This is a genomic window from Nonomuraea sp. NPDC050547 (assembly GCF_044457345.1).
Lineage (GTDB): Bacteria > Actinomycetota > Actinomycetes > Streptosporangiales > Streptosporangiaceae > Nonomuraea.
Genome location: NZ_JBITGW010000006.1, coordinates 369468 through 392091, shown reverse-complemented (window position 1 = coordinate 392091; position 22624 = coordinate 369468). Strand labels below are relative to the sequence as shown.

22 protein-coding genes are annotated in these 22624 nt (G+C 73.5%); 14 read left to right on the top strand and 8 right to left on the bottom strand.

Features of this window, described 5'->3' with window-relative positions:
• Positions 1-66: 66 nt before the first annotated feature.
• On the top strand, positions 67-1959 hold the full coding sequence (locus ACIBHY_RS18110; RefSeq protein WP_397307257.1) for a hypothetical protein: 1893 nt from the start codon (positions 67-69) through the stop codon (positions 1957-1959).
• A 1-nt stretch (position 1960) separates the two neighbouring features.
• Here the strand turns inward: ACIBHY_RS18110 and ACIBHY_RS18105 are convergent, their stop codons facing one another.
• Genes ACIBHY_RS18105 through ACIBHY_RS18095 form a run of 3 tightly spaced genes read right to left on the bottom strand, consistent with a single transcriptional unit; the run spans position 1961 to position 5634 of the window.
• A complete protein-coding gene (locus ACIBHY_RS18105) occupies positions 1961-3613 on the bottom strand; it encodes a VanW family protein (RefSeq protein WP_397307256.1) in 1653 nt (550 codons plus the stop codon).
• A gap of 26 nt (positions 3614-3639) precedes the next feature.
• Positions 3640-4467, bottom strand: coding sequence for a F510_1955 family glycosylhydrolase (locus tag ACIBHY_RS18100; protein ID WP_397242082.1), 828 nt, complete (start codon positions 4465-4467; stop codon positions 3640-3642).
• Between the two features lie 12 nt (positions 4468-4479).
• Positions 4480-5634, bottom strand: coding sequence for an NAD(P)/FAD-dependent oxidoreductase (locus tag ACIBHY_RS18095; protein WP_397307255.1), 1155 nt, complete (start codon positions 5632-5634; stop codon positions 4480-4482).
• Between the two features lie 117 nt (positions 5635-5751).
• On the opposite strand from ACIBHY_RS18095, the gene ACIBHY_RS18090 reads away from it, so the two are divergent.
• The 3 genes from ACIBHY_RS18090 (at position 5752) to ACIBHY_RS18080 (ending at position 7015) form a co-directional block, all read left to right on the top strand.
• A complete protein-coding gene (locus ACIBHY_RS18090; protein WP_184974662.1) occupies positions 5752-5958 on the top strand; it encodes a heavy-metal-associated domain-containing protein in 207 nt (68 codons plus the stop codon).
• A 75-nt stretch (positions 5959-6033) separates the two neighbouring features.
• The gene (locus tag ACIBHY_RS18085; protein ID WP_397307254.1) at positions 6034-6369 is read left to right on the top strand and encodes a hypothetical protein; all 336 of its coding nucleotides are present in this window, start codon (positions 6034-6036) and stop codon (positions 6367-6369) included.
• Positions 6370-6424: 55 nt separating this feature from the next.
• A complete protein-coding gene (locus ACIBHY_RS18080) occupies positions 6425-7015 on the top strand; it encodes a DUF305 domain-containing protein (RefSeq protein WP_397307253.1) in 591 nt (196 codons plus the stop codon).
• A 34-nt stretch (positions 7016-7049) separates the two neighbouring features.
• Here ACIBHY_RS18080 and ACIBHY_RS18075 read toward each other — a convergent pair whose 3' ends face one another.
• The 3 genes from ACIBHY_RS18075 to ACIBHY_RS18065 form a co-directional block, all read right to left on the bottom strand.
• Positions 7050-7685, bottom strand: coding sequence for a class I SAM-dependent methyltransferase (locus ACIBHY_RS18075; RefSeq protein ID WP_397307252.1), 636 nt, complete (start codon positions 7683-7685; stop codon positions 7050-7052).
• Between the two features lie 79 nt (positions 7686-7764).
• Positions 7765-7992: a hypothetical protein gene (locus ACIBHY_RS18070; RefSeq protein ID WP_397242093.1), complete on the bottom strand. Its 228-nt coding sequence runs from the start codon at positions 7990-7992 to the stop codon at positions 7765-7767.
• A gap of 68 nt (positions 7993-8060) precedes the next feature.
• Positions 8061-8204: a hypothetical protein gene (locus ACIBHY_RS18065; protein ID WP_184974673.1), complete on the bottom strand. Its 144-nt coding sequence runs from the start codon at positions 8202-8204 to the stop codon at positions 8061-8063.
• 66 nt (positions 8205-8270) lie between these two features.
• Here ACIBHY_RS18065 and ACIBHY_RS18060 point away from each other — a divergent pair, with 66 nt between their 5' ends.
• The 10 genes from ACIBHY_RS18060 to ACIBHY_RS18015 all read left to right on the top strand — a co-directional run bounded on the left by ACIBHY_RS18060 (position 8271) and on the right by ACIBHY_RS18015 (position 17567).
• A complete protein-coding gene (locus ACIBHY_RS18060) occupies positions 8271-8990 on the top strand; it encodes a hypothetical protein (protein WP_397307251.1) in 720 nt (239 codons plus the stop codon).
• Between the two features lie 126 nt (positions 8991-9116).
• Positions 9117-9446: an NADH-quinone oxidoreductase subunit A gene (locus ACIBHY_RS18055; RefSeq protein WP_397307250.1), complete on the top strand. Its 330-nt coding sequence runs from the start codon at positions 9117-9119 to the stop codon at positions 9444-9446.
• A complete protein-coding gene (locus ACIBHY_RS18050) occupies positions 9437-10831 on the top strand; it encodes a hypothetical protein (protein ID WP_397307249.1) in 1395 nt (464 codons plus the stop codon). The genes ACIBHY_RS18055 and ACIBHY_RS18050 overlap by 10 nt, the downstream gene beginning before the upstream one ends.
• Positions 10806-11675, top strand: coding sequence for an NADH-quinone oxidoreductase subunit H (locus tag ACIBHY_RS18045; RefSeq protein WP_397307247.1), 870 nt, complete (start codon positions 10806-10808; stop codon positions 11673-11675). The genes ACIBHY_RS18050 and ACIBHY_RS18045 overlap by 26 nt, the downstream gene beginning before the upstream one ends.
• A complete protein-coding gene (locus tag ACIBHY_RS18040; protein WP_397307245.1) occupies positions 11675-12166 on the top strand; it encodes an NADH-quinone oxidoreductase subunit J in 492 nt (163 codons plus the stop codon). The genes ACIBHY_RS18045 and ACIBHY_RS18040 overlap by 1 nt, the downstream gene beginning before the upstream one ends.
• Positions 12156-12461: an NADH-quinone oxidoreductase subunit NuoK gene (nuoK, locus tag ACIBHY_RS18035; RefSeq protein ID WP_379609576.1), complete on the top strand. Its 306-nt coding sequence runs from the start codon at positions 12156-12158 to the stop codon at positions 12459-12461. The genes ACIBHY_RS18040 and nuoK overlap by 11 nt, the downstream gene beginning before the upstream one ends.
• On the top strand, positions 12458-14224 hold the full coding sequence (locus ACIBHY_RS18030) for a proton-conducting transporter membrane subunit (protein ID WP_397307244.1): 1767 nt from the start codon (positions 12458-12460) through the stop codon (positions 14222-14224). The genes nuoK and ACIBHY_RS18030 overlap by 4 nt, the downstream gene beginning before the upstream one ends.
• A complete protein-coding gene (locus ACIBHY_RS18025) occupies positions 14221-15669 on the top strand; it encodes a NuoM family protein (RefSeq protein WP_397307243.1) in 1449 nt (482 codons plus the stop codon). The genes ACIBHY_RS18030 and ACIBHY_RS18025 overlap by 4 nt, the downstream gene beginning before the upstream one ends.
• Positions 15666-17024: an NADH-quinone oxidoreductase subunit N gene (locus tag ACIBHY_RS18020; RefSeq protein WP_397307242.1), complete on the top strand. Its 1359-nt coding sequence runs from the start codon at positions 15666-15668 to the stop codon at positions 17022-17024. Before ACIBHY_RS18025 ends, ACIBHY_RS18020 begins: the two co-directional genes overlap by 4 nt.
• A 9-nt stretch (positions 17025-17033) precedes the next feature.
• Entirely contained in the window at positions 17034-17567 is a 534-nt protein-coding gene (locus ACIBHY_RS18015) for a carboxymuconolactone decarboxylase family protein (RefSeq protein ID WP_397307240.1), read from the top strand.
• Here the strand turns inward: ACIBHY_RS18015 and ACIBHY_RS18010 are convergent.
• Both ACIBHY_RS18010 and ACIBHY_RS18005 read right to left on the bottom strand, forming a co-directional pair.
• Positions 17518-18093, bottom strand: coding sequence for a TetR/AcrR family transcriptional regulator (locus ACIBHY_RS18010; RefSeq protein ID WP_397242114.1), 576 nt, complete (start codon positions 18091-18093; stop codon positions 17518-17520). The genes ACIBHY_RS18015 and ACIBHY_RS18010 overlap by 50 nt on opposite strands.
• Positions 18094-18109: 16 nt before the next feature.
• Positions 18110-22405 carry an SCO7613 C-terminal domain-containing membrane protein gene (locus tag ACIBHY_RS18005; protein WP_397307238.1) on the bottom strand — a complete coding sequence of 1432 codons (4296 nt, stop codon included), beginning with the start codon at positions 22403-22405 and terminating at the stop codon, positions 18110-18112.
• Positions 22406-22624: the final 219 nt, after the last annotated feature.

The window sequence follows — 22624 nt, the reverse complement described above, 5'->3', positions numbered from 1 at the left end:
TTCTATTATAGTGACATCTTCAACTAAGGGGGCCCCGTAATCACATGAACCGGAGAGGGTTGACTTGTGAGCACGGTGCGAGAATGGGGGGCATGCGGGACGGCGACGATCTCCCTGATCGAGGGCGAGCGTGCTCTGCACGCCGAGGGGGACCTGAACACCGCACGTCACCACTTTGACGCCGCCTATCACGAGGCGGAGTGCGACGGCGACGCCGTGGCGCTCGCCAGGGCGGCACTCGGCCTCGGTGGCATCTGGGTGCACGAGCACCGCACCGCCGCCGAGGCGCAGACGATCCGCGTACGGCAGCGCCATGCCCTGACCCTGATCGACCCGCGCTCGCCGCTGGCGCTACGGCTGCGCGCCCGCCTGTGCGGCGAGGAGGACTACCGCGCGGGCCGCCACGCCGCGATCCTGGCCATGCTCACCCAGGCCAGGCACTCGGGCGACCCGGTGGCGCTGGCCGAGACGCTCAGCCTCGCCCACCACTGCGTCCTCGGCCCCGAGCACGGCGTGCTACGCCACGAGCTCGCCGAGGACATGATCGGCCAGGCCAGCAGGACCGGCCGCCGCGGCGACCTGATGATGGGGCTGATGTGGCGGACCGTCGACCTGTTCCTGGCCGGCCACCCGCACGCCGGACGCTCGCTCGACGAGCTGCGCGCGCTCCTGGACGAGACCGACCACCTGGCCGTCGGCTTCATCGTCAGCGCGATCGACGTGATGCTCGCCATCAGGGCCGGCCGCTTCGCCCAGGCCGAGAAGCTCGCCGCGGAGAGCGGGGAACGCGGCGCGCGGGCCGGCGACATCGACGCCGCGGGCTGGCCCAGCGGCCAGGTGGCGATCGTGCGCTGGTACCAGGGGCGCCTGCCCGAGCTGCTGCCGATCCTCACCGAGCTGGTGAACTCCTCGGTGCTCGGCGTCCTCGACTACTCCTACCTCGCCGCCACCGCCACGGCGGCCGCGGGGGCGGGGGAGCACCGCCTGGCCGTCAACATGCTGGCGCGCCTGCGCGGTCAGGACCTCGCCCGCCTGCCCAGCTCCAGCGTGTGGCTGACCACCCTGTACGGCGTGGCCGAGGCGGCCCACCTGCTGGGCGACGCCGACCTGTCCACCCAGACGTACGAGCTGCTGCGGCCCTACGCCCACCTGCCGGCGATCACCAGCCTGGGCGTGGCCTGCCTCGGCTCGGTGCACCACCCGCTGGGCGTCGCCAGCCTGACCACCGGTGACCTCGCCCGCGCCGTGATCCACTTCGGCGAGGCCGTCCGGGCCAACCTGGCGCTCGGGCACTGGCCCGCCGTGGCGTTGTCGCGCTGGCGGCTCGGCCAGGCCCTCGCCCTGCGCGGCGAACCGGCCGAGCGGGAGCTGGAACTGGCCGCGCAGGAGGCGGCCGAGATGGGGATGGCGCTGCCCGCCTCGCCCTCCGGTACGGCCCGCCGTACCGGAAAGGTGGTGTGCAGGAGGCGCGGGCCGCAGTGGCAGTTCGAGTTCGGCACCCGCTGCGCGCACGTGGACCACAGCGTGGGCATGGGCCATCTGGCGACCTTGCTGGCCAACCCCGGGCGCGAGGTCCGGGCCGGTGACCTGGTCACCGGGCCGGCCGCGACCGAGGCGATCTCCACCCAGCCGTTGCTGGACGAGGAGGCCAAGCGCGCCTACCAGCAACGGCTCGGCCAGTTGCAGGAGGACATCGACGAACTGGAGTCCATGAACGATCTGGAACGCGCCACGGCGCTGCGTGCCGAGCACGACTGGCTGGTCACGGAGCTGGCGGCGGCGGCGGGGCTGGGCGGGCGGACCCGGTCGTTCGCCGGCACCGACGAGCGGGCCAGGATCTCGGTGGGCAAGGCGATCCGGCGGGCGATCGGCCGGATCGCGGAGGCGGACCCGGTCATCGGGGCCGAACTGCGCGCGACCGTGCAGACCGGGCAGCGCTGTGTCTACCAGCCTCGCTGACTCAGGGGGTGCAGGTGAGCTTGGGCTCGGGCTGGTAGACGGTGGTGAACTTCTGCCTGCGCAGCTCCTTGCCGTCCCGTTTGAAGATCCGCCACACGTCGATCGTGAAGCCCTGGACGCCGCTCATCGGCTGACACTTGGGCCCGGACTCCTTCAGCGTGGGGAAGCTCTTGATGTTGTAGCGGGCGGAGCTCTGCGACTCGACCTCGTACCGCTTGGTGCTCCAGAACTGCACGGTGATCGAGGTCGAGGTGTAGGAGGTCTTGATCAGCACGCCGTACTTGGAGTCGTTCTTCCACCGGAAGTCCGGCTGCGGGTAGGACACCGTCGACTCGCGGCCCGCCGGGTAGCGCGAGATGTAGTACATGTGCGGCATGTGCTGGACGTCCTCGAAGCCGCCGAAGAAGACCGCGTTGAACATCGTGGTGGCGAACTGGGAGACGCCGCCGCCCACGTCGTCCACGAAGCGGCCGTTGAGGATCATGGGCGCCTCGACGAACCCGCGGGCCTTGTCACGCTTGCCGACCAGGCCGTTGAGTGAGAACGTCTCGCCGGGCTTCACCACGTGGCCGTCGACGATGTCGGCGATCGTGTGGATGTTGGTCACGCGCGGCGCGCAGCACGGGTGGTTGGAGGTGTAGGAGGCGACCCGCTCCCTGACGCCCAGCTTGCCCGCCGCCTCGGTGGTCAGCCTGGCCGGCGTGACCTTGACCGGCGCCTTGGCGGTGCGCTCGCCGGCCGCCACCGCCTCGGCCACGGCCGTCCCGAGCTCCTTGTCGTCGATGCCCTTGCCGTCGCGCGCGGGCACGACCTTCGGCCGCCCGGACACGATCTTGAAGGTGGCGTCGCGGGGGAGCTGGCCCGCCTCGACGAGCCGCTTCTCCAGGCCGGGGGCCACCGCCTTGGCGTCGAAGGCCGGCTTCAGCGTGCCGCCGTCGCCGGTGAAGCTCAGGCCCGCGGCCATCTCGGCGCGGGTGATCGCCGCCTCGCGGGTGCCGCTGGTCACGGTGAAGTCGGCCGCGACGGCCGTACGCGCCGTGGTCGATGCCACCTGGCGCACCTCCTTCGCCGGTACGGCCGGCGGCAGCGTCCTGGTGACCAGCTCCACCGGCCCGCCGTCGCCCAGGAAGGCCCGGCGCACGACGCCGGCCGCCGCCGCCCGGTCCAGGGCCAGCCCCTTCTTCGGCATGGCCGTACGCGGCTCCAGTCCCCGGTAGGAGATGACGCCTTCCTTCGGCTTGCGGTCCACGGTCTTGGCCAGGGCGGTGATCCGCTCGGTCAGCGCCTGCTCGTCCACCTTGACGACCGGCTGGAGCTCGCGGCTGCCGAAGATCGAGCGCACGACGCCGACCGGGGTCGAGGCGCCGTCCATCGCCGCCGCCACGGTGGCCGCGACGTCCACGGACAGGCCGAGCTCGGACGGCTCCAGCCGGGTCTTCCTGCCCGCCGCCGTCACCTCGATCGCCCGGGTGGCACGGGGGCGAAGCTCGCGTTCCAGCCGCGAGCGCGCCTCCTCGGGTGAGAGCCCTCCGATGTCCACGCCCGCGACCTTGGTGCCCGGTGGCACCTCTCCGGCCAGCATGATCGCCGGTACGGCGTAGGCCAGCACGACCACGCCGAGCACGGCGGCCAGGATCACGAGGGTCTTCGGCATTTTGGGCATTCAGGTCTCTCCGGGCATCAGGTATTCGCCGGTCTGAAGAGTACGTTGAACACACCACCGCCGTCGCCCGAGTCGTGCACGACCCCGTCCTCGGTGACCGCCAGCAGGCGGTTCCCTCCGACCGCCGCGAAGGCTACCGCGGGGCCCGGCAGGGTGCCCGCCGACCGCCACGAACGCCCGCCGTCGCCGCTGGAATGGATCCTGCCGCCGGTGTCGACACCGGTCAGCTTCCCGGCCGCCGCCACGTGGGTGAGCGGGGGCGCCTTGCGTACCGGCTCGAAGTCCATGCCGCGGTTGGCGCTGACCTTGAGGCCGTCCCGGGTGGCCGCGTAGAGGCGGTCGCCCGAGAAGGCCAGGTCGTTCACCTGCTCCGCGGCGCCCTGCGTCCAGGTCCTGCCGCCGTCGCCGCTGGCGCGCACCCGGCCGGTGACGCTGTCGAACGCGTAGAGGTCGGCGCCGGCGGGCTCCAGCGCGTGGAAGTCGGCGCTGCCCTCCTCCGAGACGGTGGTCCAGGTGACGCCCGCGTCGGTCGTGCGGATCAGGCCCAGGTTCGGCGGGGCGTCAGGGGTGGCCTCGCCGGGATGGCCGCTGGCCAGGAACGTCTTCTGGCCCACCACGGTGAAGCCCATGTGGTCCTGGACGCGCCCGGCCACGCGCTGGGCGCTCCGCTCGCCGGTGACCTTGAACAGCCCGTAGTGGGCGGCCAGGTAGACCGCGCCGTCGGCCGGGTCCACGCCGACGCCGTGGACGTGGCCGATGCCGGGATCCTGTTCGGTGGCGGGCCGTTCCCGCGCGCAGGCGGTGGCGGCCAGGATCAGGAGAAGACAGGCGAGGGTTCTGGGCATGAGCAGATACTACTATTGGTCGTCGTAGATAGGCTGTCCGGCCGCGATGCGGCGCTTGAGCTTGATCAGATCCTTGGGGGAGTTGGCGGCCACCGCGCCGACCAGGACGTCCTCGCGGGTGAAGGCCACCGCGAACCGGTCCTCCTCCGGCGAGCCGGTCACGACCGTCGCGGTGTCGGCCAGATGCGGCAGGCCGGCGGTCTGGACGCGGCTGCCGTGCACGCTGGTCGCGAAGTTCGGCACGTCGGTGAACGCCCGGGACTCCCCGGGGCCGGCCAGCAGGTTGCGGGCCGCGGCGGCGCCCTGCTCGTTGGCGTTGGACCAGTGCTCGACTCTGACCATGGCGCCGCCGTACAGGCTGTGGGGCCAGCGCGCCACGTCGCCCGCGGCCACGATCCGCGCGGACCCGCGCGCGAACAGCGTCTCCTCCACCAGCACCCCGTCGTCGACGGGCAGCCCGCTGCCGTCGAGCCACTCGGTGTTCGGCACCACGCCCAGGCCCGCCACCACCAGGCCGGCCGGGATCGCGCGCCCGTCGGCCAGCCGCACCCGGCCCTCCTCGACCGCGCGCACCCGGACGCCCGAGATCAGCTCGACGCCGCTGCGCTCGTGCACCCCGGCCAGCCACGCGGCCGTCACGTCTCCCAGGCCCGCGTGCATCGGGTAGCGGCCCGAGTCGATCAGCGTGACCTTGAGCCCCAGCTCGCGGGCGGTGGAGGCGACCTCCCCGCCGATGAACCCGGCGCCGACCACCACCACGTGCTCGTGCCCGCGCTCCAACTCGGCGCGCAGGGCGAGCGCGTCCTCCAGGGTCCGCAGCGTGTGCGCCGCCTCCATCGGGCGCGGGCGGGCGCCGGTGGCGATGACCAGGCCGTCGTAGCCGAGCTCGGCGCCGTCGTCGAGGGTGAGCGTCCTGGTCGCGGGATTCAGGTGTACGGCGGTGCGTCCGCGCGACCACGAGTCGTCAAGCTCGCCGGCGCCGGGCAGGAGGATGTCGTCGTCGCCGCGCAGGAGGCCCTTGGACAGCGGCGGCCGGTTGTAGGGCGGGTGTGTCTCGGCGCCGACGAGGGTGATCTCGCCGTCGAAGCCTTCTTGGCGCAGCGACTGCACGGCACGCAGGCCGGCGAGCGAGGCGCCCACCACGATGATCTTGTTGAGGGTTCGCATAGGGGAGGACTATACCCCCTAAGGGTATATTGGCAGGACTTGCGCTCCCGGCTGTCGGGTGCGTATGTTGCTGACCATACCCATTGGGGGTATCTATGGTGAAGGGGTTGGGACGAGATGAGCACGACGACGTTCGCGGTGACCGGGATGACCTGCAACGGCTGCGCCAACAAGGTGAAGGGCGAGATCGGCAAGGTTGACGGCGTGTCCCAGGTGGACGTGGAGCTGGCGACCGGGCGGGTGACCGTGACCGCCGACGGTGTGGCCGACGCGCGGATCATCGACGTCGTGGAAGAGGTGGGCTACGAGGCCGTCGTGGTCTGAACGGTGTGCGAGGTGGTGGGGCCGGGTGCTGCAGCGCCCGGCCCTTGCTACTATTTTTGGTAGTTGTCTTGGGGGGTGAGCATGGTGCTTCGGCTCGGGCGGACGCTGCTGCTCGTCCTGCTCGTGGTCGGGGTGTGCGGGATGCACACGCTCGGCCACCTCTCCCATGACAAGGGGCATGCCGCCGTGGCACAGGCGCCGGTGGCGCTGGACCAGGGGAATGGACTGCCGGGGCTGGATCCCGGGGTGGTGTGCCTGGCCGTACTGACGTCGATGGTGTTCTTGCTGCTCGCCGTCGTGTGGGCCGGGATGCTGCCGTGGCCCCTGCGGGCCGTCCGCCGGACGTGGCGGGTGCGTGGGGTGGCGCGGGCGCCGCCTCGGCTCACCGAACTCTCCGTGATGCGCATATAGGCCGACCTGGTGTTCGTCAGGCCTTATCTCATCTTTGACGGGAGTTCAGTTCACCATGTTCATCAGTACGTCTCGCCGGATCTCGCTGGCCGTCGCCTCGGGAGCGGGGGCGCTCGTCCTGCTCACCGCCTGCGGGGGGAACGAGCCGCCCGCACCGGCCGCCGCGACCTCGACCTCATCGGCGACCTCCGCCGCCTTCAACGACGCGGACGTCATGTTCGCGCAGATGATGATCCCGCACCACCGGCAGGCGGTCGAGATGGCCGACCTCGCCGTGGGCCGCGCCGCCGACAAGGAGATCAAGGACCTGGCCGCGAAGATCAAGGCGGCGCAGGACCCGGAGATCCAGACCATGCAGGGCTGGCTCCAGGAGTGGGGCAAGCCCCTGCCCACCGGCGGCATGGACCACGCCATGCCCGGAATCATGTCGGAGGACGACATGAAGAAGCTCGCCGCGGCCAAGGGGGCGGCGTTCGACCGGATGTTCGCCGAGCTCATGATCGCCCACCACAACGGCGCGATCGACATGGCGAGGACCGAGCAGCAGCAGGGCGCGGACCCCGAGGCCAAGGAACTGGCCAAGGCCATCGAGACGGCCCAGCAGGCCGAGGTGGCCCAGATGCGCGCGCTCCTCGAACGCCTCTGAGCGTGGAGGGCTTCCCGGAGGCTCCGGGAAGCCCTCAGGTCCGCTCGTAGACCGCGACGTTGTAGAAGCGGCCGTCGTGCTCGCCGTCTTCGTTCGACAGGCTCCTCAGCTGAGGATGGCCGTCGAAGTGGGTGTGCAGGAGGCGGGCCTGCGGGCGGGAGTGGGTGAGGACGAGGTGGCCGCCGGGCTCCAGCAGCCCGGCGAGCCGGTCGGCCACCGCGGGGGTGTTGCCCAGGTAGTAGAGCAGCTCGCCGACGAAGATCAGGTCGTACGGCCCGCCCGCGTCCTCGGTCAGGATGTCCAGGAGCACGAACGTGGCCGACGACCCGGTGCGGGCCGCCTGCTCGCGGGCCCGGCGCAGGGCGCGGTGGGAGATGTCCGCCCCGACCGTCTCGGCCTCCGGGTGCGCCGCGGAGGCGAGCATCGTGAAGCAGCCCTCGCTGCACCCCACGTCGAGGACCCGGCTGTAGTCACGCCTGGGCACCTGCTCCAGCGTGGCCTTGTACTTCTCCCGCTCGTACGCGTCCACCGTGACGCTCCACGGGTCGGCGCGGATGTGCCAGAGATCGAAGTACCCGCGCAGCAGCCGTCGCTGCACCCGCGGCCCCGCCAGCGACATGGCTCCGAACAAGAGCTGATGAATCCGGTTCGGGCGCTCGTCCTCGGCCATGACCCTCCACATCTCCCAACGGCGTTCCGCCCAACCTACGTCGTGACCGGCGCGGATGATCGGGAACACCACGGGAAACTCATGGCATGCGCGGGCTGATCCGCCCCTGGTCCACCAGCGCGAGATAGACGGCGAACGCGCCGACGGCCCACATCTCCGCGTGGGCGCTGGACAGGATGATCTCCTCGCCGTCCCTGGACACGATCTCGTATCGCCCGAACGACAGGCGCCGCCAGGCGATGAGCACGTTCTCGTACACGAGCACGTCCAGCATCGCTGCCAGGTTCTCGCGGTTGGGGGCGGGCACGGGGCAGGACTCCTCGCTCCCTCGCCGTCCCCTCCATTCTGCGGCCTCGCAGCGGGTTTACCTAGAAACTACTGGGCGGCCGGGCGGGTGGCGGACTCGGAGCGCTCGTGTTCGCGGTCGGCGCGTTCCCGCTTGAGTACGGCACGCACCCCGAGCAGGAAGGCCGTGGCCACGACCGCGGGCGGGACGAGGGCGGCGACGACTTCATACATGCACGCCAGTTTACGGCCCGGAACCTCCGGTCCCGCTCGCGGTGTACAAGCAGCGGAGGTGTAGTCATGAGAAGACTCCTGTTCGTGCTCTCCGCCACGCTGGTCCTGGCGGCGGGCTGGCTCGCGGCACCGGCGAACGCGGGCGGCTGGGCGATGACGTATCTGGACCCGCTGCCGGACCGGTTCCAGTCCGGCACGACCTACACGGTCGGCTTCTGGGTGCTGCAGCACGGCACGCACCCGTTCGAGGGCGACCTGGGCAAGACGGGACTGCGGCTGACCGCCGCCGACGGCAAGGTCATGACCTTCGACGGTACGGCGCGGCCGGAAGCGGGCCACTACGTGACCTCGATCGCCGTCCCCGAGGGCACGTGGAAGGTGGAGGGCATCCAAGGGCTGTTCAAGGAGCACGACGTCGGCACGCTCACCGTGCCCGGCGCCCTGAAGGTCAACCCGCCGCCCAAGGACCTGCGCGGGGACGGCAAGGACTACTGGGGCGCGATCCGCCCGCCCGGTTTCCCGGCCGGCGGCTCCGCTGACCGGGTGGTGGCGGCCCCGGCATCGGCCCCGGCATCGGCGCCGGCGCCGGCTCTCGCCCCGGCTCCGGTCTCGGCGCCTGCTGGGAAGGCGGCGGACGAGGCCGCGGGCTTCCCGCCGTACGCGCTGCTGCTGGCGGGGCTGGGCGGTGCGGCGGTCACCCTGGCAGGGGTACGGCTGGCCCGCAGACGCCCCCTGGACGAGACCCCGGCGGACGACAAGGCGGACACGATCACCGTGTCCGGCTGATCGCCGCAGGTCACGCGGGCCGGGCGGTGGCCCTCGCCGGACGCGGCGGGGGCCACGCGCGTGATGGTTGGCGTCCACTCATCAGGGAACTACGGATCTTAGTAGCTTGGTGAGGGGGTGGCCGGCGTGCTCGTCGTGCTGATCCTGCTCGCGGTCGGCATCGCGGGCGTCTACTGCGTCTCGCTGGTCGTCGCGCCGCGGGGAGTGCTGCGCGCGGGGCCGTACCTGTCGGGTGCGCGGCCGGCCGAGCACGCCCTGTCCCGCTACCACGTGCGCTGGTACGCCGTGACGCTCATCTTCCTGGCCTTCGACATGGAGATGGTGTTCATGTACCCGTGGGCGCTGGTCGTGGCCGAGGTGGGGACGGTCGCGGTGGTGGAGATGTTCCTCTTCCTCGGGTTGCTGATGGCCGGGGTGGTCTACGCCTGGCGGGAAGGCGCGCTGCGGTGGGTCTGAGGGGGTGGCTGCTGCGGCGCGCCGCCTCCCGGCCGGCGGTCCTGGTGGTCGCCGGGCCGTACGGCACGCGCCTTCGTCTGCTGGTCGAGGCGTGCGGCTGGCCACAGGCCCGCTCACCCGCGGCGGCCGCGGTCCTGGTGACCTGCGGGCCGCTGGGAGAGAGGCTGGCCGCGGCGGCCGACACCGTGTGGAACGACGTGCCGGGGCCGAGGGCCCGCGTGTCCTTGCCCGCGGACGCGACGGCGGAGGAGGTGCGGGCCGCGCTGGAACGGGCCCGCGAGTCACTGGCCGACGAGACCGCCCAGCTACGGGACGCGGCGGAACATCTCACCACGGCCTGGCGGCCCGAGGAGGCCGAGCACACGATGTCGTGCGGCGCGGGCGCCATGCTCACCCCCACGGAAGCACCCAAGGACGAGCACGGCCCCTCGGGCGGGCACTCCGGCGGCCCCTCGGGCGGGTCCTCGGGCGGGCACTCCGGCGGGTCCTCGGGCGGGCATGAGGGTCATATGGGGGTTGTGGGCGGGGTGGCGATGGCCGGGCGTGGGCCGGATCGGGACGGGCTCATGCTTGACCGGCTGCACGTGCCTCTCGGGCCGGTGCTGGCGGACTGGCCGGACGGGCTCGTCGTCGAGACGGTCATGCAGGGTGACGTCATCCAGCGGGCCGTCGTGGTGACGGGGCGTCCCGGGGCCGGGCGGAGCTTCTGGGACGAGCCCTGGCTGGCCGCCGCCGAGGGCGAGCCGGTCACCCGGGGCGCCGCCGAACGCCGCCGGGCCGCGGCGCACCTCGACAGCCTCGGCCGCCTCCTCGCCGTGGCCGGCTGGCCCGACGCCGCCCGTACCGCCCGCCACCTGCGCGACCGCCTGCTACACGACCATCTCCCACACGCCCGCCTGCTACGCGACCGTCTCCTACACGACCATCTCCCACACGCCCGCCTGCTACGCGACCGTCTCCTACACGACCGCCTCCCGCGCGACGACGGGGACGTGGTCGCCGGCTACGCGCGCTTCGCCCGGCGGGTGCGGAGGTCGCGGGTGCTCGCCTGGATGCTGCGTGGGCTCGGCCAGGTCGACAGGGATCACGCCTTCCTGGCCGGAGACGTGCTGGACCGGGTCCACCGTCGGCTGGACGCGGCCGGTGACGCGATCGGGCGGCTACAGGACCGCACACCGCTGACCGTAGACGGGGGACCGCCGGGAGATGACCGGGGAGACGGCCCTGGGTCGGCCGGGTGGAGCCGGGGCGCTCTGGAACTCCTGCCCGGACTTCTGGAGGGCGCCGAGCTGGCCGAGGCGAGGCTGATCGTGGCCAGTCTCGATCCCGATCTGGCCCAGCTCTCCCCCGAGGCGGCCCATGAACGAGGTGAGGAGCGTGGGTGAGGTGGCCGGGCTGGTGGGTGGGCTCGGGGTGCTGGTGGCCGCCATCGCCCTCGGCGAGAGGAACTGGGCGGGTGTCGCGCGCGGGCTGGTCGTGCAGCGCCGGCGCACGCTTCTGCCCGATCTGCCGCTCACCCGGCTCGGCGTGGTGACGCTGCCGGTCGTCGCGGTGCTGGCCGCGCTCGTGCTGCCCGTGGGCGAGCGGGCGGTGCTGGACCTGGGCGTGGGGATCGTGTGGTTCAACGCGATGGAGGTCGGCGCGTGGGCGGCGGTGTGGCTGGCCGGCTGGGGGGCGAACTCGGTCTTCCCGCTGGTCGGGGGGTACCGGTTCGTGGCCCAGGGGCTGGCCTACGAGCTGCCGCACATGTTCGCGCTGATCACGGTGGCGCTGGGGGCGGGGTCGCTGCGGTTCGCCGACGTGGTGGCGGCTCAGCGGGGGCTCTGGTTCGTGGTGTGGATGCCGGTGGCGTTCCTCGTGTACCTGATCTCGGCCCTGGCCATGGCGTTCTGGGGGCCGATGGGGGAGCCGGCGGGGGCCGGCATCGCCGGTGGGGTGACGGCCGAACTGGCCGGGCCGGATCGGCTGGTGTTCCTCGCCGGGCGCTACGCGCTGCTGGTGGTGGCGGCCGCGGCGGCGGTGCCGCTCTTCCTGGGCGGCGGGGCCGGACCCTGGCTGCCCGCGTGGGCGTGGACGGCGGTGAAGACCGTGGCCGTGCTGGCCTTGTTCGCGGGGATCGGGCGGCGGGTGCCGGCCGTACGGATGGACAGGTTCATGACGTTCGCCTGGATGGTGCTCATCCCGCTGTCCCTGCTGCAACTGCTCGTCGTCGGGATCGTGGTGATGTGATGGCGTTCTGGATCCTGGCGGTGCTCGCGGTGGCGAGCGGGATCGCGGTGTTCGTGGTGGATTCGATGGCGCGGGCCACGTTCGCCCTGCTGGCCTCGCTGATCGCGGTCGGGGCGACGTTCTTCCTGATCGACCTGCGCTATCTCGGTGCGCTGATCATCCTGATGATGATCATGGAGATGCTGGTGATGGCCGTCTTCATGATCATGTTCATGATGAACCCGGCGGGGCTGATGCCCATGTCGATGCTGCACAACAAGAAGGGCGCGGCGGCCATCTCCGCGGCGGTGTTCGCACTGCTGGTGGCCGGGATCTTCCTGGCCGACTGGCCGGACCGCAGGGGTGCGCCGCCGCCCGACCCCACCGAGGCTCTCGGCATGTCGATCATGGGGCAGAAGATGCTGGTCATGATGGTCATCGGGGTCGCGATCCTGGCCACGATGATCTCCACGGTGGTGCTGGCGACGCGGCGGGGCCGTTATGACGCTTGAGGGCTTCCTGCTGCTGGCCGCCGCGCTGTTCGCGATCGGCCTGTACGGCGCGCTGTCCCAGCAGTCGATCGTCATGCTCATGATGGGCCTGGAGCTCATGATCAACGGCCTCATCGTGGCCGGCGGCGCCTTCTGGTACTTCGTGGCACCCCGGACGGCCGACGGCCAGGTCCTCGTGCTCGTCGCGGTCACCGTGATGGCGCTGGAGATGGCGATGGGCTTCGCCGTGACCACCGCCATCTTCCGCGCCCGGGACGTGGACACCACCGACGGCGCGGGGGACCTCAAGGGATGATCTGGATCCTGCCCGCGGCCGCCGGCGCCCTGCTCCTCCTGGTACGGCGGGCCCCGCGCGCCACAGCCGTCACCACCGCGGCGGCCACCCTCGCGCTGGCCGTCTGGGCCGCCGTGGCCCGGCCCACGACGAGCTTCCCCCTGGTCTTCACCTCCGGCTTCGCGGTCGACGGGCTGTCGGCCGTGATGGTGGTGACCGTGGCGGCGGTGGCGCTGGCGGTGCTGGTGTTCGCCACGGGCGAGCTGCGGGAGGCCAGGTTCTACGGCCTCATGCTGATCTTCGTCGGCGCGATGCTCGCGACCGTCACCGCGACCGAGCTGACCGTGCTGCTGATGGGGTGGGAGGTGATGGGCGCGATGTCGTACGCGCTCATCGGCTACTGGTGGCGCGACGGCGACCGGGTGACCTCGGCGGGGGTGGCGTTCGTGACCACGCGCGCGGGCGACCTCGGCCTGTACGTGGCCGCGGGCGCCGCCTTCGCCGCGTACGCGGCGGGCGGAACGTCCGGGCAGGTGCTCGGGCTGGCCGGGCTGCCCGAGCTGGCGCAGCCGTGGCGGGACCTGGTGGCGGGCGGGATCGTGCTGGCCGCGCTCGGCAAGTCGGCCCAGCTGCCGTTCTCCTTCTGGCTGTCGCGGGCCATGGCCGGTCCGAGCCCGGTCTCGGCGTTGCTGCACTCGGCGACGATGGTGGCCGCGGGGGCGTACCTGCTGCTGAGGGTGCAGCCCCTGCTCGTCGCGACGGGGTGGGCGGGGCCGCTGGTGGCCTGGGCGGGCGGGCTGACCGCGCTGCTGCTCGGCGGCGTGGCGCTGGCCCAGCGCGACCTCAAGCAGCTTCTGGCCGCCTCCACGTGCGCGCAGCTCGGGTTCATGGTGATGGGGTCGGTGGCCGGGGGCGCGGCTCATCTGGTGGCGCACGCGGCGGTGAAGAGCCTGCTGTTCCTGGGCGCGGGCGCGTGGCTGACCGTCCTCGGCACCAAGGACCTGTCCGGGCTGCGCGGGGCGGGCCGCCGCTATCCGGTGGTGGGGGCGAGCTTCGCCGTGGGCGCCCTGGCGCTGGCCGGGCTGCCGCCGCTGTCGCTGTGGGTGACGAAGGACAGCGTGCTGGCGGCCGTCCACGACCCCTGGCTGCACGCGGTCGGGCTGGCCGCCGGTGCACTGTCGGCCGCCTACGCGGGCAGGGCGCTGGTCGCGGTCTGGCGGGGTTCCCGCTCGGACGGGCGGCCATCGGAGACGCTCTCCTGGGCGCCGCTGCCGGTTCTGGCGGTGGGCGCCGCCGTGCTGGGCGTCGTCGGGCTGCCCGCGGTCTGGGCCTGGTGGTCCGGGCTGCTGGGCGACCCCGGCGCCGCGCGGGTGGACGCGGGATCGCTGGCGTTGTCGGGGGCGCTGGCCGCCGCCGCCGTGCTCACCGCGCTGGTACGCCCGCCCGAGCCCCGCCCGCTGACGGGCTGGCTGGGACTGGAGGCGGCGGCGCGGGCCGTGGTGTGGCGGCCGCTGCTCTCCTTGGCCAGAGGGGCGGCGTGGTTCGACGACCGGGTGGTCGACGGCGCCGTCGAGGCGGTGCCGAGGCTGGGAATGGCGGCGGCCAGGCTGGCGCGCACGCCGTTCGAGATGGGCGTGGACGGCGTGGTGCGGGCGGTCGGCGCCGCCGCCCTGGGGCTGGGGCGGCTGGCCAGGCGCCCGCAGACCGGCCAGGTGCACACCTACCTCGCCCAGGCCGCCGTCGGCCTGATCATCCTGGCCGTCGCGATCGCGTTGGTGAGGTGAGCGTGCTCGATCTGGTGATCTTCCTGCCCCTGGTGGCCGCGGCCCTGCTGGCGGTGCCCCGGGTCAGCGCCCGCTGGGTGTGGCTGGGCGCCACGGCCGTGGACCTGGCGCTGGTCGTGGCCATGTGGCTGGGTTACGACGGCGGCATCGGCTACGAGACCCGGCTGCGCTGGATCCCGTCGGTCGGCGCCGGCTACCACGTCGGCGTGGACGGGCTGTCGCTGCCGCTGATCGCGATGACGGCGGTGCTGTTCCTGCTGTGCGCCGTCTACTCGTGGCGCGAGACCCGCCGGCCGAGATCGTACGCGGCGTTGTTCCTGTTCCTGCAGACCGTCTCCATCGGCCTGTTCGCCGCGCTCGACCTGTTGGTCTTCTTCGTCTTCTTCGACCTGTCGATCGTCGGCATGTACTTCGTGATCGCCGGCTGGGGCCACGGCGACCGGGCCAGGTCGGCGCTGAAGTTCTTCCTGTACACCTTCCTCGGCTCGCTCGCGCTGCTGCTCGGCTTCATCGGCCTCTACCTGGGCGGCGGGACGTTCGACATGGTCGAGCTGGCCGCTGAGCCGCCCATGGTCCCGGCGGTGGTGCTGCTGGCGATCGGGGTGGGGCTGGCGGTCAAGACGCCGACGGTGCCGTTCCACACGTGGCTGCCGCCCGCGCACACCGACGCCCCGGCCGCGGGCTCGGCGATCCTCGCCGGCGTGCTGCTCAAGATGGGCACGTACGGCTTCGCCAGGATCGCGATGCCGATGCTGCCGGAGGCGTGGCGCGCGTACGCCTGGGTGATCATGGCGGTGGGCGTGGTCAGCGTGCTCTACGGCGCGCTGGTCGCCCTCGCCCAGGACGACCTCAAGCGCCTGATCGCCTACACCTCGGTCAACCACATGGGCTACATCGTGCTGGCGCTCGGCGCGGCCGGGCTGGCCCCGGGCGCCGAGCGGGCCAGGGAACTCGCGGTCAGCGGCGCGGTCACGCAGATGGTCAGCCACGGGCTGATCACGGGGGCGTTGTTCCTGCTGACCGGCGTGCTCTGGGATCGGGCCAGAAGCTATGACATCGGCAAATACGGGGGGATCGCCGGGACCGCTCCGGTGTTCACCACGATGGTGGCGGTCGCCGCGTTCGCCTCACTCGGCCTGCCGGGCCTGTCGGGCTTCATCGCGGAGTTCCAGATCTTCACCGGCGTGATCGGGGCGGGCGCGGTCGTGGCGGGAGTGCTGGCCATCCTCGGCATCCTCATCACCGCCGCGCTGCTGCTGCGCGTCTTCCACCGCGCCTTCCTCGGCGCGCCGGGCGAGCTGGAGATCTCCGACGTACGGCCGCGCGAGCTGGCGGCCGTCGCGCCGCTCCTGGTGTTGTCCCTGGTCATCGGCCTGGCTCCGCGCTGGCTGCTGGACCTGGTCGAACCCTTCTCCGCCGTGCTGGTGGGCCTGGTGAGCCGATGACCGGCATGGCGGAGAACCCGCTCGACCTGCTCCCCGAACTGCTCATCCTGGCCGGGGCGGTGCTCGGCCTGCTGACCGGCCTGTTCGTGCCGCGCGAACGGCAGGGCGTCGTGGCCTGGATCTGCGCCGCGGCCCTGGCCGGTTCGCTCGCCGCGACGCTGGCCGTCGTCGGCGGCCCTGACGTGATGGCCTTCGAGTCGTTCGCCGTCGACCTGCCCACGAACGTCGCCCGCCTCACCGTCGCCGCCACCACCCTGCTCGTGCTCCCCCTGGCCAGATCCTGGGCCCGCGGCGACCGGCGGGAGAGCGAGGTGTACACGCTGGTCATGCTGGCCGCGCTCGGCGCGCTGGTGCTGGCGGGGGCCGACGACCTGCTGGTGCTGGTGGCCGCGTACCTGCTGGCGAGCATTCCCGCCTACGCGCTCACCGGCTTCGCCAAGGACGCCGCGGGCACCGAGGCGGCGCTGAAGTACTACCTGCTCGGCGCCTTCCTCGGCGTGCTCATGCTGGCCGGCGTCACCCTCGTCTACGGTACGGCCGGCGCCACCGCCTACCCCGAGCTGGACCGCGCCGCCCCCGGCGTGGCCGTCGTGCTGCTGCTGGCCGGGATGCTGGTCAAGGCGGGCGGCGTACCGGGCCACTTCTGGGTGCCCGACGCCGCCGAGGGCGCCTCCAGGCCGGTGGCGGCGTTCCTGACGACGGCGCCCAAGGCGGGCGCGTTCGTGGCGCTGTACCGGCTGGCCCAGGACGTCTTCGACCAGCCCATGCTGCTGGCGGTCGTGGCGGCGGTGACGATGACGCTGGGCAACCTGGCCGCCTTCGCGCAGGACAACGTGCGCCGCCTGCTGGCGTACTCGACCGTGAGCCAGGCCGGGTACCTGCTGGTGCCGGTGGCGATGGCGGGCCGCGGCGACCTGGCGGAGCCGGCGCTGCTGTTCTACGTGGCCGCCTACGCGGTCACGAACCTGGGCGCGTTCGCGGTCGTCGCGGCGGCCGGGACCGACCGGCTCTCCGAATACTCCGGGCTGGGCAGGCGTTCGCCCTGGCTGGCGTTCTCGCTGGTGGTCTGCCTGCTGGGGCTCGTGGGCACGCCGCCCACGGCGGTGTTCGTCGGCAAGGTGCTGGTGTTCGCGGCGGCGTGGCAGGGCGGCTACGCCTGGCTGGCGGTGGTGGCCGCGCTCAACACGGTGGCGAGCCTGTTCTACTACCTGCGCTGGATCCGGCCGCTGTACGCCGGCGGGGAGGGCGAGCCGGCGGGCAACGGGTGGGTGGCCTACGTCTGCGCCGCGGTCTCCCTGGGACTGGGAATAGCCAGCGGAGCGGTCTTGCTTATACCCTCAGGGGGTATCAACTGAGGAGGAAGCATGCGACGCCTGAACGCCCTGGAGCCCGAGCAGGCCCCGGCCAGGTCCCGTGAACTGCTGAACGAGATCATCGAACGGCGCGGCTCGGCGGGCGAGATGGTCGCCACCATGGCCCACTCCCCGGCGCTGCTGGAGGGCTATCTCACCTTCTCGCGGGCCATGAAACGGGTGAAGATTCCCCGGCCGCTGTCGGAGAAGATCTCGCTGGCCGTACAGGAGTGGATCGGTTGCGCGATGTGCAAGCAGGCGCACGAGCGCGCGGCGCTCGCGGCCGGGCTGAGTGAGAGCGATGTGGAGCTCGCCCGCCAGGGGACCTCGACCGACGCGCGCGAGGCGGCCCTCATCGGCGTGGCCGTGCGGGTGCTGGCCGACCCGAGTTCGCTCACCGACGAGGACGTCGCGGAACTGCGCGCGCACGGCTGGAGCGACCGGGTCATCGCCGAGGTCGTCGGCCTGGTCTCGCTGAACCTGCTGACCGGCGCGTTCAACCTGCTGACGGGGATCGAGCCGAAAGCAGAGACCGCAGCGACGTGACGAGCACGCCGCCCGCCTCCCCGCCGTCGAGGCGGGCGGCCTCCACCTCCTGCGCCGCGGTGTGCAGGAGCGCGAAGAACGAGCTGACCTGCCACGACACCGGCACGTCGGTACGGAAGTCGCCGCTGTCGCGGCCGCGTTCGATGAGCTCCTCGACCCGCTTGAGCGGCTCGGCGTGCCGTTCGCGGATGCGCTCGGTCGGCAGCGTGCGGTCGGCGGCGACGAACAGGCGGCTGTGCCGGTTGAGTATCTCCCAGGACGAGCCCACCAGCCGGGCGAGCGCGTCGGGGGCGGGCAGCGTGGCCAGTTCCGGGTCGTCGAGCGCCAGGTCCGCCTCGGCGATCGCGCGGGCCAGCACCGCGTCCACCAGGTCCTCGCGGGAGGGGAAATGCCCGTAAAGGGTGACCCGGCCCACGCCCGCGGCCTTCGCCACCTCCGCGACGCTCGCACCGGGGTCGCCGCTCAGCAGGCGTTGTCCGGCGGCGAGGATGGCTTCGATGTTGCGTTCGGCATCGGCGCGGACCATGGCACGACCCTAACGCCTAGCGCATCCGCACCAGCAGCCCGCGCACGCGGCGCAGATCGCGCAGCCGGTGCTCGTACGTGGCGCCGGTGAACAGCAGGAACGCGCCCGCCAGCGCGATCGGCAGCCAGCGCGGCCCCTGGCCGACCAGCTCGCCGATCGCCGGGGCGAACTCGTGCGCCGCCGTCACCACCAGCACCACCCCGCCGAGCAGCAGCGGCGCCTGCAGACGGGCGCGGGCTCCGGCCAGGGTGGCGGCGAACGCGGCGGCGCCCAGCAGGAGCGGACGCAGGAGCGCCGGGTCGTTCCAGGCGGCCACGAGGCTGGGCAGGAAGGTCAGCGCCAAGGCGGAGCCGTAGCCGATCCAGGAGGAGACGGCGGGGTCGCGCCGCCGTACCAGCCAGGCCGCGATCAGCCCCGCCACCGACAGCGGCACCGTGTACGCCTCCGGCGCCGTCACCCCTTCGAGTGCCAGCTTGAGCCAGAGCGCCAGCTGCAGGAGCACCAGGCCGGCCCAGCGGGCGTCGCGGCGCTCCGGCCGCAGCGACACCACCAGCGTCAGGACCCCGGTCGTGGCCAGTGCCAGGCAGGCCAGAGCGGGTTCGCTCGCCGTCAGCAGCGTCCCGGCCACCGCCAGCGCCCACCCCGGCAGCTCGACGGCCAGCGCGACCGGCCGGGGGTGCAGCCGCGCGGCGGTCAGCGCGGCCGGCGCCGTGACGGCGATCAGCGCGAACGCCGCCTGCTCCCCGGGCAGCCCGGCCGCGAGCGCCGCGGTCAGGGCCAGGCCGCCGCCCGCGACGGTGGCCGTCGCGGCGGCGCCCAGCCGCACGCGAAGCTCGCGTGCCCGCACCGCCAGCGCGCCCGCGAGCGACGTCAGCGCCGCGAGCACCCCCAGCGTGTACGGCGCCGCCGCCAGCGACCACACCACCAGGTGCGCCGCGAGCACGAGCACGATCCAGCCCGCCGCCCGATCCCGCCCGGCCTGCACGGCGAGCGCCACCACCAGGCACCCCAGGAACGCCGGCACCCCCGCATACGGCAGCTCCGCCACCACCGGGACCAGCTGGAGACACAGCGGCACCGCCACCGTGGCCATCGCCAGGGCCGCCCGCCCGCCGCCCAGCCGCCGCGCCGTGATCACGTAGGCGACCGTCACCAGGACTCCCACGGCCAGGGATGTTCCGGTGCCGCCGAGGTCGTCGGGCGTCAGCACCTCCTCCGGCGCGAACCGCTCACCGGGCACCCCCGTCCAGGGGTGGGCGAGCCAGCCGTAGGGGAACGCGAGGACCGCCGCCCAGACGGGCAGATGCGGCAGCAGGGCGGCGGCGCCGGCCACGATCGCGCCCAGAGCCAGCGCCTCCCGCTGCTTCCTCGTGCGCCGCCCGGAGGCCGCGGCCATGGAGAGCGCGCCCACGGCCAGCACGATCGTCAGCCTCGGGAGGTCGCCCGCCATGCCCAGGGCCACCGTCCAGAGGACGCCGGCGGTCGCGCCGAGCGGCACGGCCACCGCGCCGGGCGTGAGCATGGCCGCCCTGACCAGGAGGACGGCGATCATCAGGAGCAGCAGCGCCGCGTTCTCGCTGGTGACCCCTGCGCTGAGCGCCGCCGCCACGCCTTCGGCGCCGATCGCCAGCCCGGTCACTGCCGAGGCCGCCGAGGTGACCGGGGAACCGCGCCCGCGCAGCGCGCAGAGCAGGCCGATGGCGGCGATCGCGCCCAGCACGGCCAGCGTCGCGGTCCGGTCGGCCAGAGACCAGGAGACGGCCAGCGTCCCGGTCCACAACCCCGCCGCGCCCGCCGTGCCCGCCACCCTGCCGAGACCGGGCAGGCCGGTGGCGGCGACGGCCGACCACAGGGCCAGCGTGCCGGTGACGCCCACGAGGAAGGCCAGCGACACCCAGTACGGCAGGCCGGCCGCCAGCGGAACCGCCGTGAGCGCCACCGGGTAGGCAAGCGAGGCGACCCCGGCGGCGGCGGCGCGGCCCCAGCGCGCTCCGGCCGCGAGCGTCCCGGCGGTCGCCGACAGGATCAGCACCGCGAGCAGCGCGCCGTCCGGATGGTCAGGGAGCGCCCATCGCAGCGACTCCTCCGGCGAGCCCGCCACCTCCGGCCAGGCGTGCCGGATCCAGGTCAGGGGGCCGAACAGGGCGGGGCCCGCCGTACTGGAGAGGGCGAAGGGCGCGAGCACCGCCAGCGCGCCCGCTTCGGCCACCGCCGCGTCCCGCCACCGGCCGCGCGGACGCCGCCACGCCGAACAGGCGGCCAGCACCGCCGCCACGGCGATCACCAGGGCGCGCTCCCGCCCGCTCACCAAGATCGCGAACGCGCTCAGCGCCACGGCCGCCGCCTCCACCGCGCTCCGCCCGCCGGGCCGGACCGCGCGGGTGAGCCGGTCGAGCACGCCGAACAGCAGCGTGCGGGCGGTGGTCGGGGCGTCGGCCACGGCACGGGCCAGCTTGCGCGAGGGCCGCGTCACCACGAGCGTGAGCGCTCTGACGGCCAGCAGCGCCCCAGCCGCCCAGGTACCTCCGGCGGCCGCCCCCGGTCCGGAGAACAGGGCCAGTGCGAGCACCCCTGCCATCAGCGTCGCCCCGGCGCCGGTCAGGGCCTGGGCCGGTGCCGTACACGCTCTGACCGCCCCTACCGCCAGCACCGCGCCCAGGCCCGCCGCCACGAGCACGGTGGCCTCGCGATCGGCCAGCGACCAGCACACGGCCAGCGCCGCGAGATAGCCGCCCACCCAGACGGCGGGCCCGGACCGCCGCGCGCCCGTCCACAGCGCGAGCGCCGCGGTCCCCGCGACGATCAGCAGCGCCATCGGGTACGGCAGGCCCGCCCCGACCGGCAGCACCACCACCGCCCCCGAGCCCAGCACCCACACCCCGATCCGGCGCCACCGCGGAACGCCCACCGCGGCCAGCGACAGAGCCAGGGCGAGCAGGCCCAGCGTGACGGCGTCGCCCGCGCCTATCTGCCAGACCCGGCCCACGGGTACGTCCAGCGGGGTCGTGGGCCATGGCGTGGAGAGCCAGGCGAAGGGCACCGTGGCCACGGTCAGCAGGGAGGGGCCGGCGAAGACGGCGGCCAGGGGGAGCACGACGAGCACGCCGCCGCGCACGCCTGGACGCAGCCCGGCCGGAAGGTGGCGGACGACCGCCAGAACCCCACAGGCCGCCGCCACCCAGACCGCCACCCACCAGGGCTCAGCCATCCCCCAGGACCCGGTAGGGCCCCAGGTCCCGCTCACACCCCAGGGCCCGGTCATGCTCCAGGGCCCCTCTGGGCTGGTTGGCGGGTTGGGCGGAGTTTCCGGGGTGAGCAGGGTTGCCAGGGCCGTCAGGTTCTCCGGGGTCAGCAGGGACAGGGGGACGGCGGCCACGGCGGCCATGGCGGCCAGGCCCGAGGCGGCGGCCACCGGGAAGCGCCAGGCGGCCCCGCGGACCGACAGCGCCCACGCGGCGAACAGGGCCGACATCGCGGCCGGCGTCGCGGCGGCGGCCGGGGCCACGGCGGGGCCCGCGGTGGCGGCCACCAGGATGCCCAGGACCAGGGCCGCCGTCCCGGCGAGTGCGCCGACGGTGGCGGAGAGCGCGTACTCGAGGGCGGCCAGGCGGTCGCGGGCCACCCGCCACAGGACGTAGTCGGCCGCGCAGGCCAGGACGGCCACGGCGGCCGCCCAGGGCAAGCCCTCCGCCGACGTGTCGAAGACGGCGACGGCCATCGCTCCCAGGGCGAGGTTGGCCAGGACGATCGCCGTGGGGGCGGGCAGCCGCAGCGGCGACATCCAGGCGTACGCCGACCAGAGCACCGCCAGGGCGGCGGCGGCCAGGGCCACGATCCAGAACGGGTGCGGGGCTGCCGTGCCCGCCTCGGAGGCCGGTCCTGACAGGGCTTGGGCGATGGCCACGCCGTCCAGGGGGAGGAGGACCAGGCCCAGGTAGGCGACGGTTTCCGCGGTGGCGGCCAGGCGGCGGCGTACCAGCAGCCAGGGGACGGCCAGCACGCCCAGCGTGAACGCGCACAGGATCAGCGCACGCAGCGCGGGGACGTCCCAGCTGACCAGCGTGAACACGACGGCGGCGATCGACAGCAGCACGCCGCCCAGGCCGAGCAGCACGTTCTGCACGGCCCGATGCGACAGATCCCACCGCCCGCCACCACCGCTCTCGCCACCCCCGGCCACGTCGCGGGTCGCACCGCCGGCCCTGCCGCGGCCCACAGCCAGGCCCTTCCCGGCATCCCACTCGCGTCCCGCCGACTCACCGGTCGCCCGCCCGCCGGTCGCTGGTCCGGCCGCCTCCTGCCCGATGGTCACGGGCTCAGGGGCCGCGGATTCGACGGTTGCGGACCTGACGGGCGCGGGCTCAGGGGCCGCGGATTCGACGGTTGCGGACCTGACGGCCGCCGGCCCGCCCGTCGGGGACGCGACGGGTTCGGTGGTCGCGGGCTCAGGGATCGCGGACGCTGCGGTCGCGGACCTGACGGTCGCGGGCTCGGGCGTCGGGGACGCGACGGGTTCGGTGGTCGCGGGCTC

What these genes read in the sequence shown, in the direction of transcription:
- ACIBHY_RS18105 (WP_397307256.1), bottom strand. Translation starts at nt 3,613, where the DNA reads ATGCCGAAGACCCTCGTGATCCTGGCCGCCGTGCTCGGCGTGGTCGTG.
- ACIBHY_RS18100 (WP_397242082.1), bottom strand. Translation starts at nt 4,467, where the DNA reads ATGCCCAGAACCCTCGCCTGTCTTCTCCTGATCCTGGCCGCCACCGCC.
- ACIBHY_RS18095 (WP_397307255.1), bottom strand. Translation starts at nt 5,634, where the DNA reads ATGCGAACCCTCAACAAGATCATCGTGGTGGGCGCCTCGCTCGCCGGC.
- ACIBHY_RS18090 (WP_184974662.1), top strand. Translation starts at nt 5,752, where the DNA reads ATGAGCACGACGACGTTCGCGGTGACCGGGATGACCTGCAACGGCTGC.
- ACIBHY_RS18080 (WP_397307253.1), top strand. Translation starts at nt 6,425, where the DNA reads ATGTTCATCAGTACGTCTCGCCGGATCTCGCTGGCCGTCGCCTCGGGA.
- ACIBHY_RS18075 (WP_397307252.1), bottom strand. Translation starts at nt 7,685, where the DNA reads ATGGCCGAGGACGAGCGCCCGAACCGGATTCATCAGCTCTTGTTCGGA.
- ACIBHY_RS18065 (WP_184974673.1), bottom strand. Translation starts at nt 8,204, where the DNA reads ATGTATGAAGTCGTCGCCGCCCTCGTCCCGCCCGCGGTCGTGGCCACG.
- ACIBHY_RS18060 (WP_397307251.1), top strand. Translation starts at nt 8,271, where the DNA reads ATGAGAAGACTCCTGTTCGTGCTCTCCGCCACGCTGGTCCTGGCGGCG.
- ACIBHY_RS18045 (WP_397307247.1), top strand. Translation starts at nt 10,806, where the DNA reads ATGAACGAGGTGAGGAGCGTGGGTGAGGTGGCCGGGCTGGTGGGTGGG.
- ACIBHY_RS18040 (WP_397307245.1), top strand. Translation starts at nt 11,675, where the DNA reads ATGGCGTTCTGGATCCTGGCGGTGCTCGCGGTGGCGAGCGGGATCGCG.
- nuoK (WP_379609576.1), top strand. Translation starts at nt 12,156, where the DNA reads ATGACGCTTGAGGGCTTCCTGCTGCTGGCCGCCGCGCTGTTCGCGATC.
- ACIBHY_RS18030 (WP_397307244.1), top strand. Translation starts at nt 12,458, where the DNA reads ATGATCTGGATCCTGCCCGCGGCCGCCGGCGCCCTGCTCCTCCTGGTA.
- ACIBHY_RS18020 (WP_397307242.1), top strand. Translation starts at nt 15,666, where the DNA reads ATGACCGGCATGGCGGAGAACCCGCTCGACCTGCTCCCCGAACTGCTC.
- ACIBHY_RS18015 (WP_397307240.1), top strand. Translation starts at nt 17,034, where the DNA reads ATGCGACGCCTGAACGCCCTGGAGCCCGAGCAGGCCCCGGCCAGGTCC.
- ACIBHY_RS18010 (WP_397242114.1), bottom strand. Translation starts at nt 18,093, where the DNA reads ATGGTCCGCGCCGATGCCGAACGCAACATCGAAGCCATCCTCGCCGCC.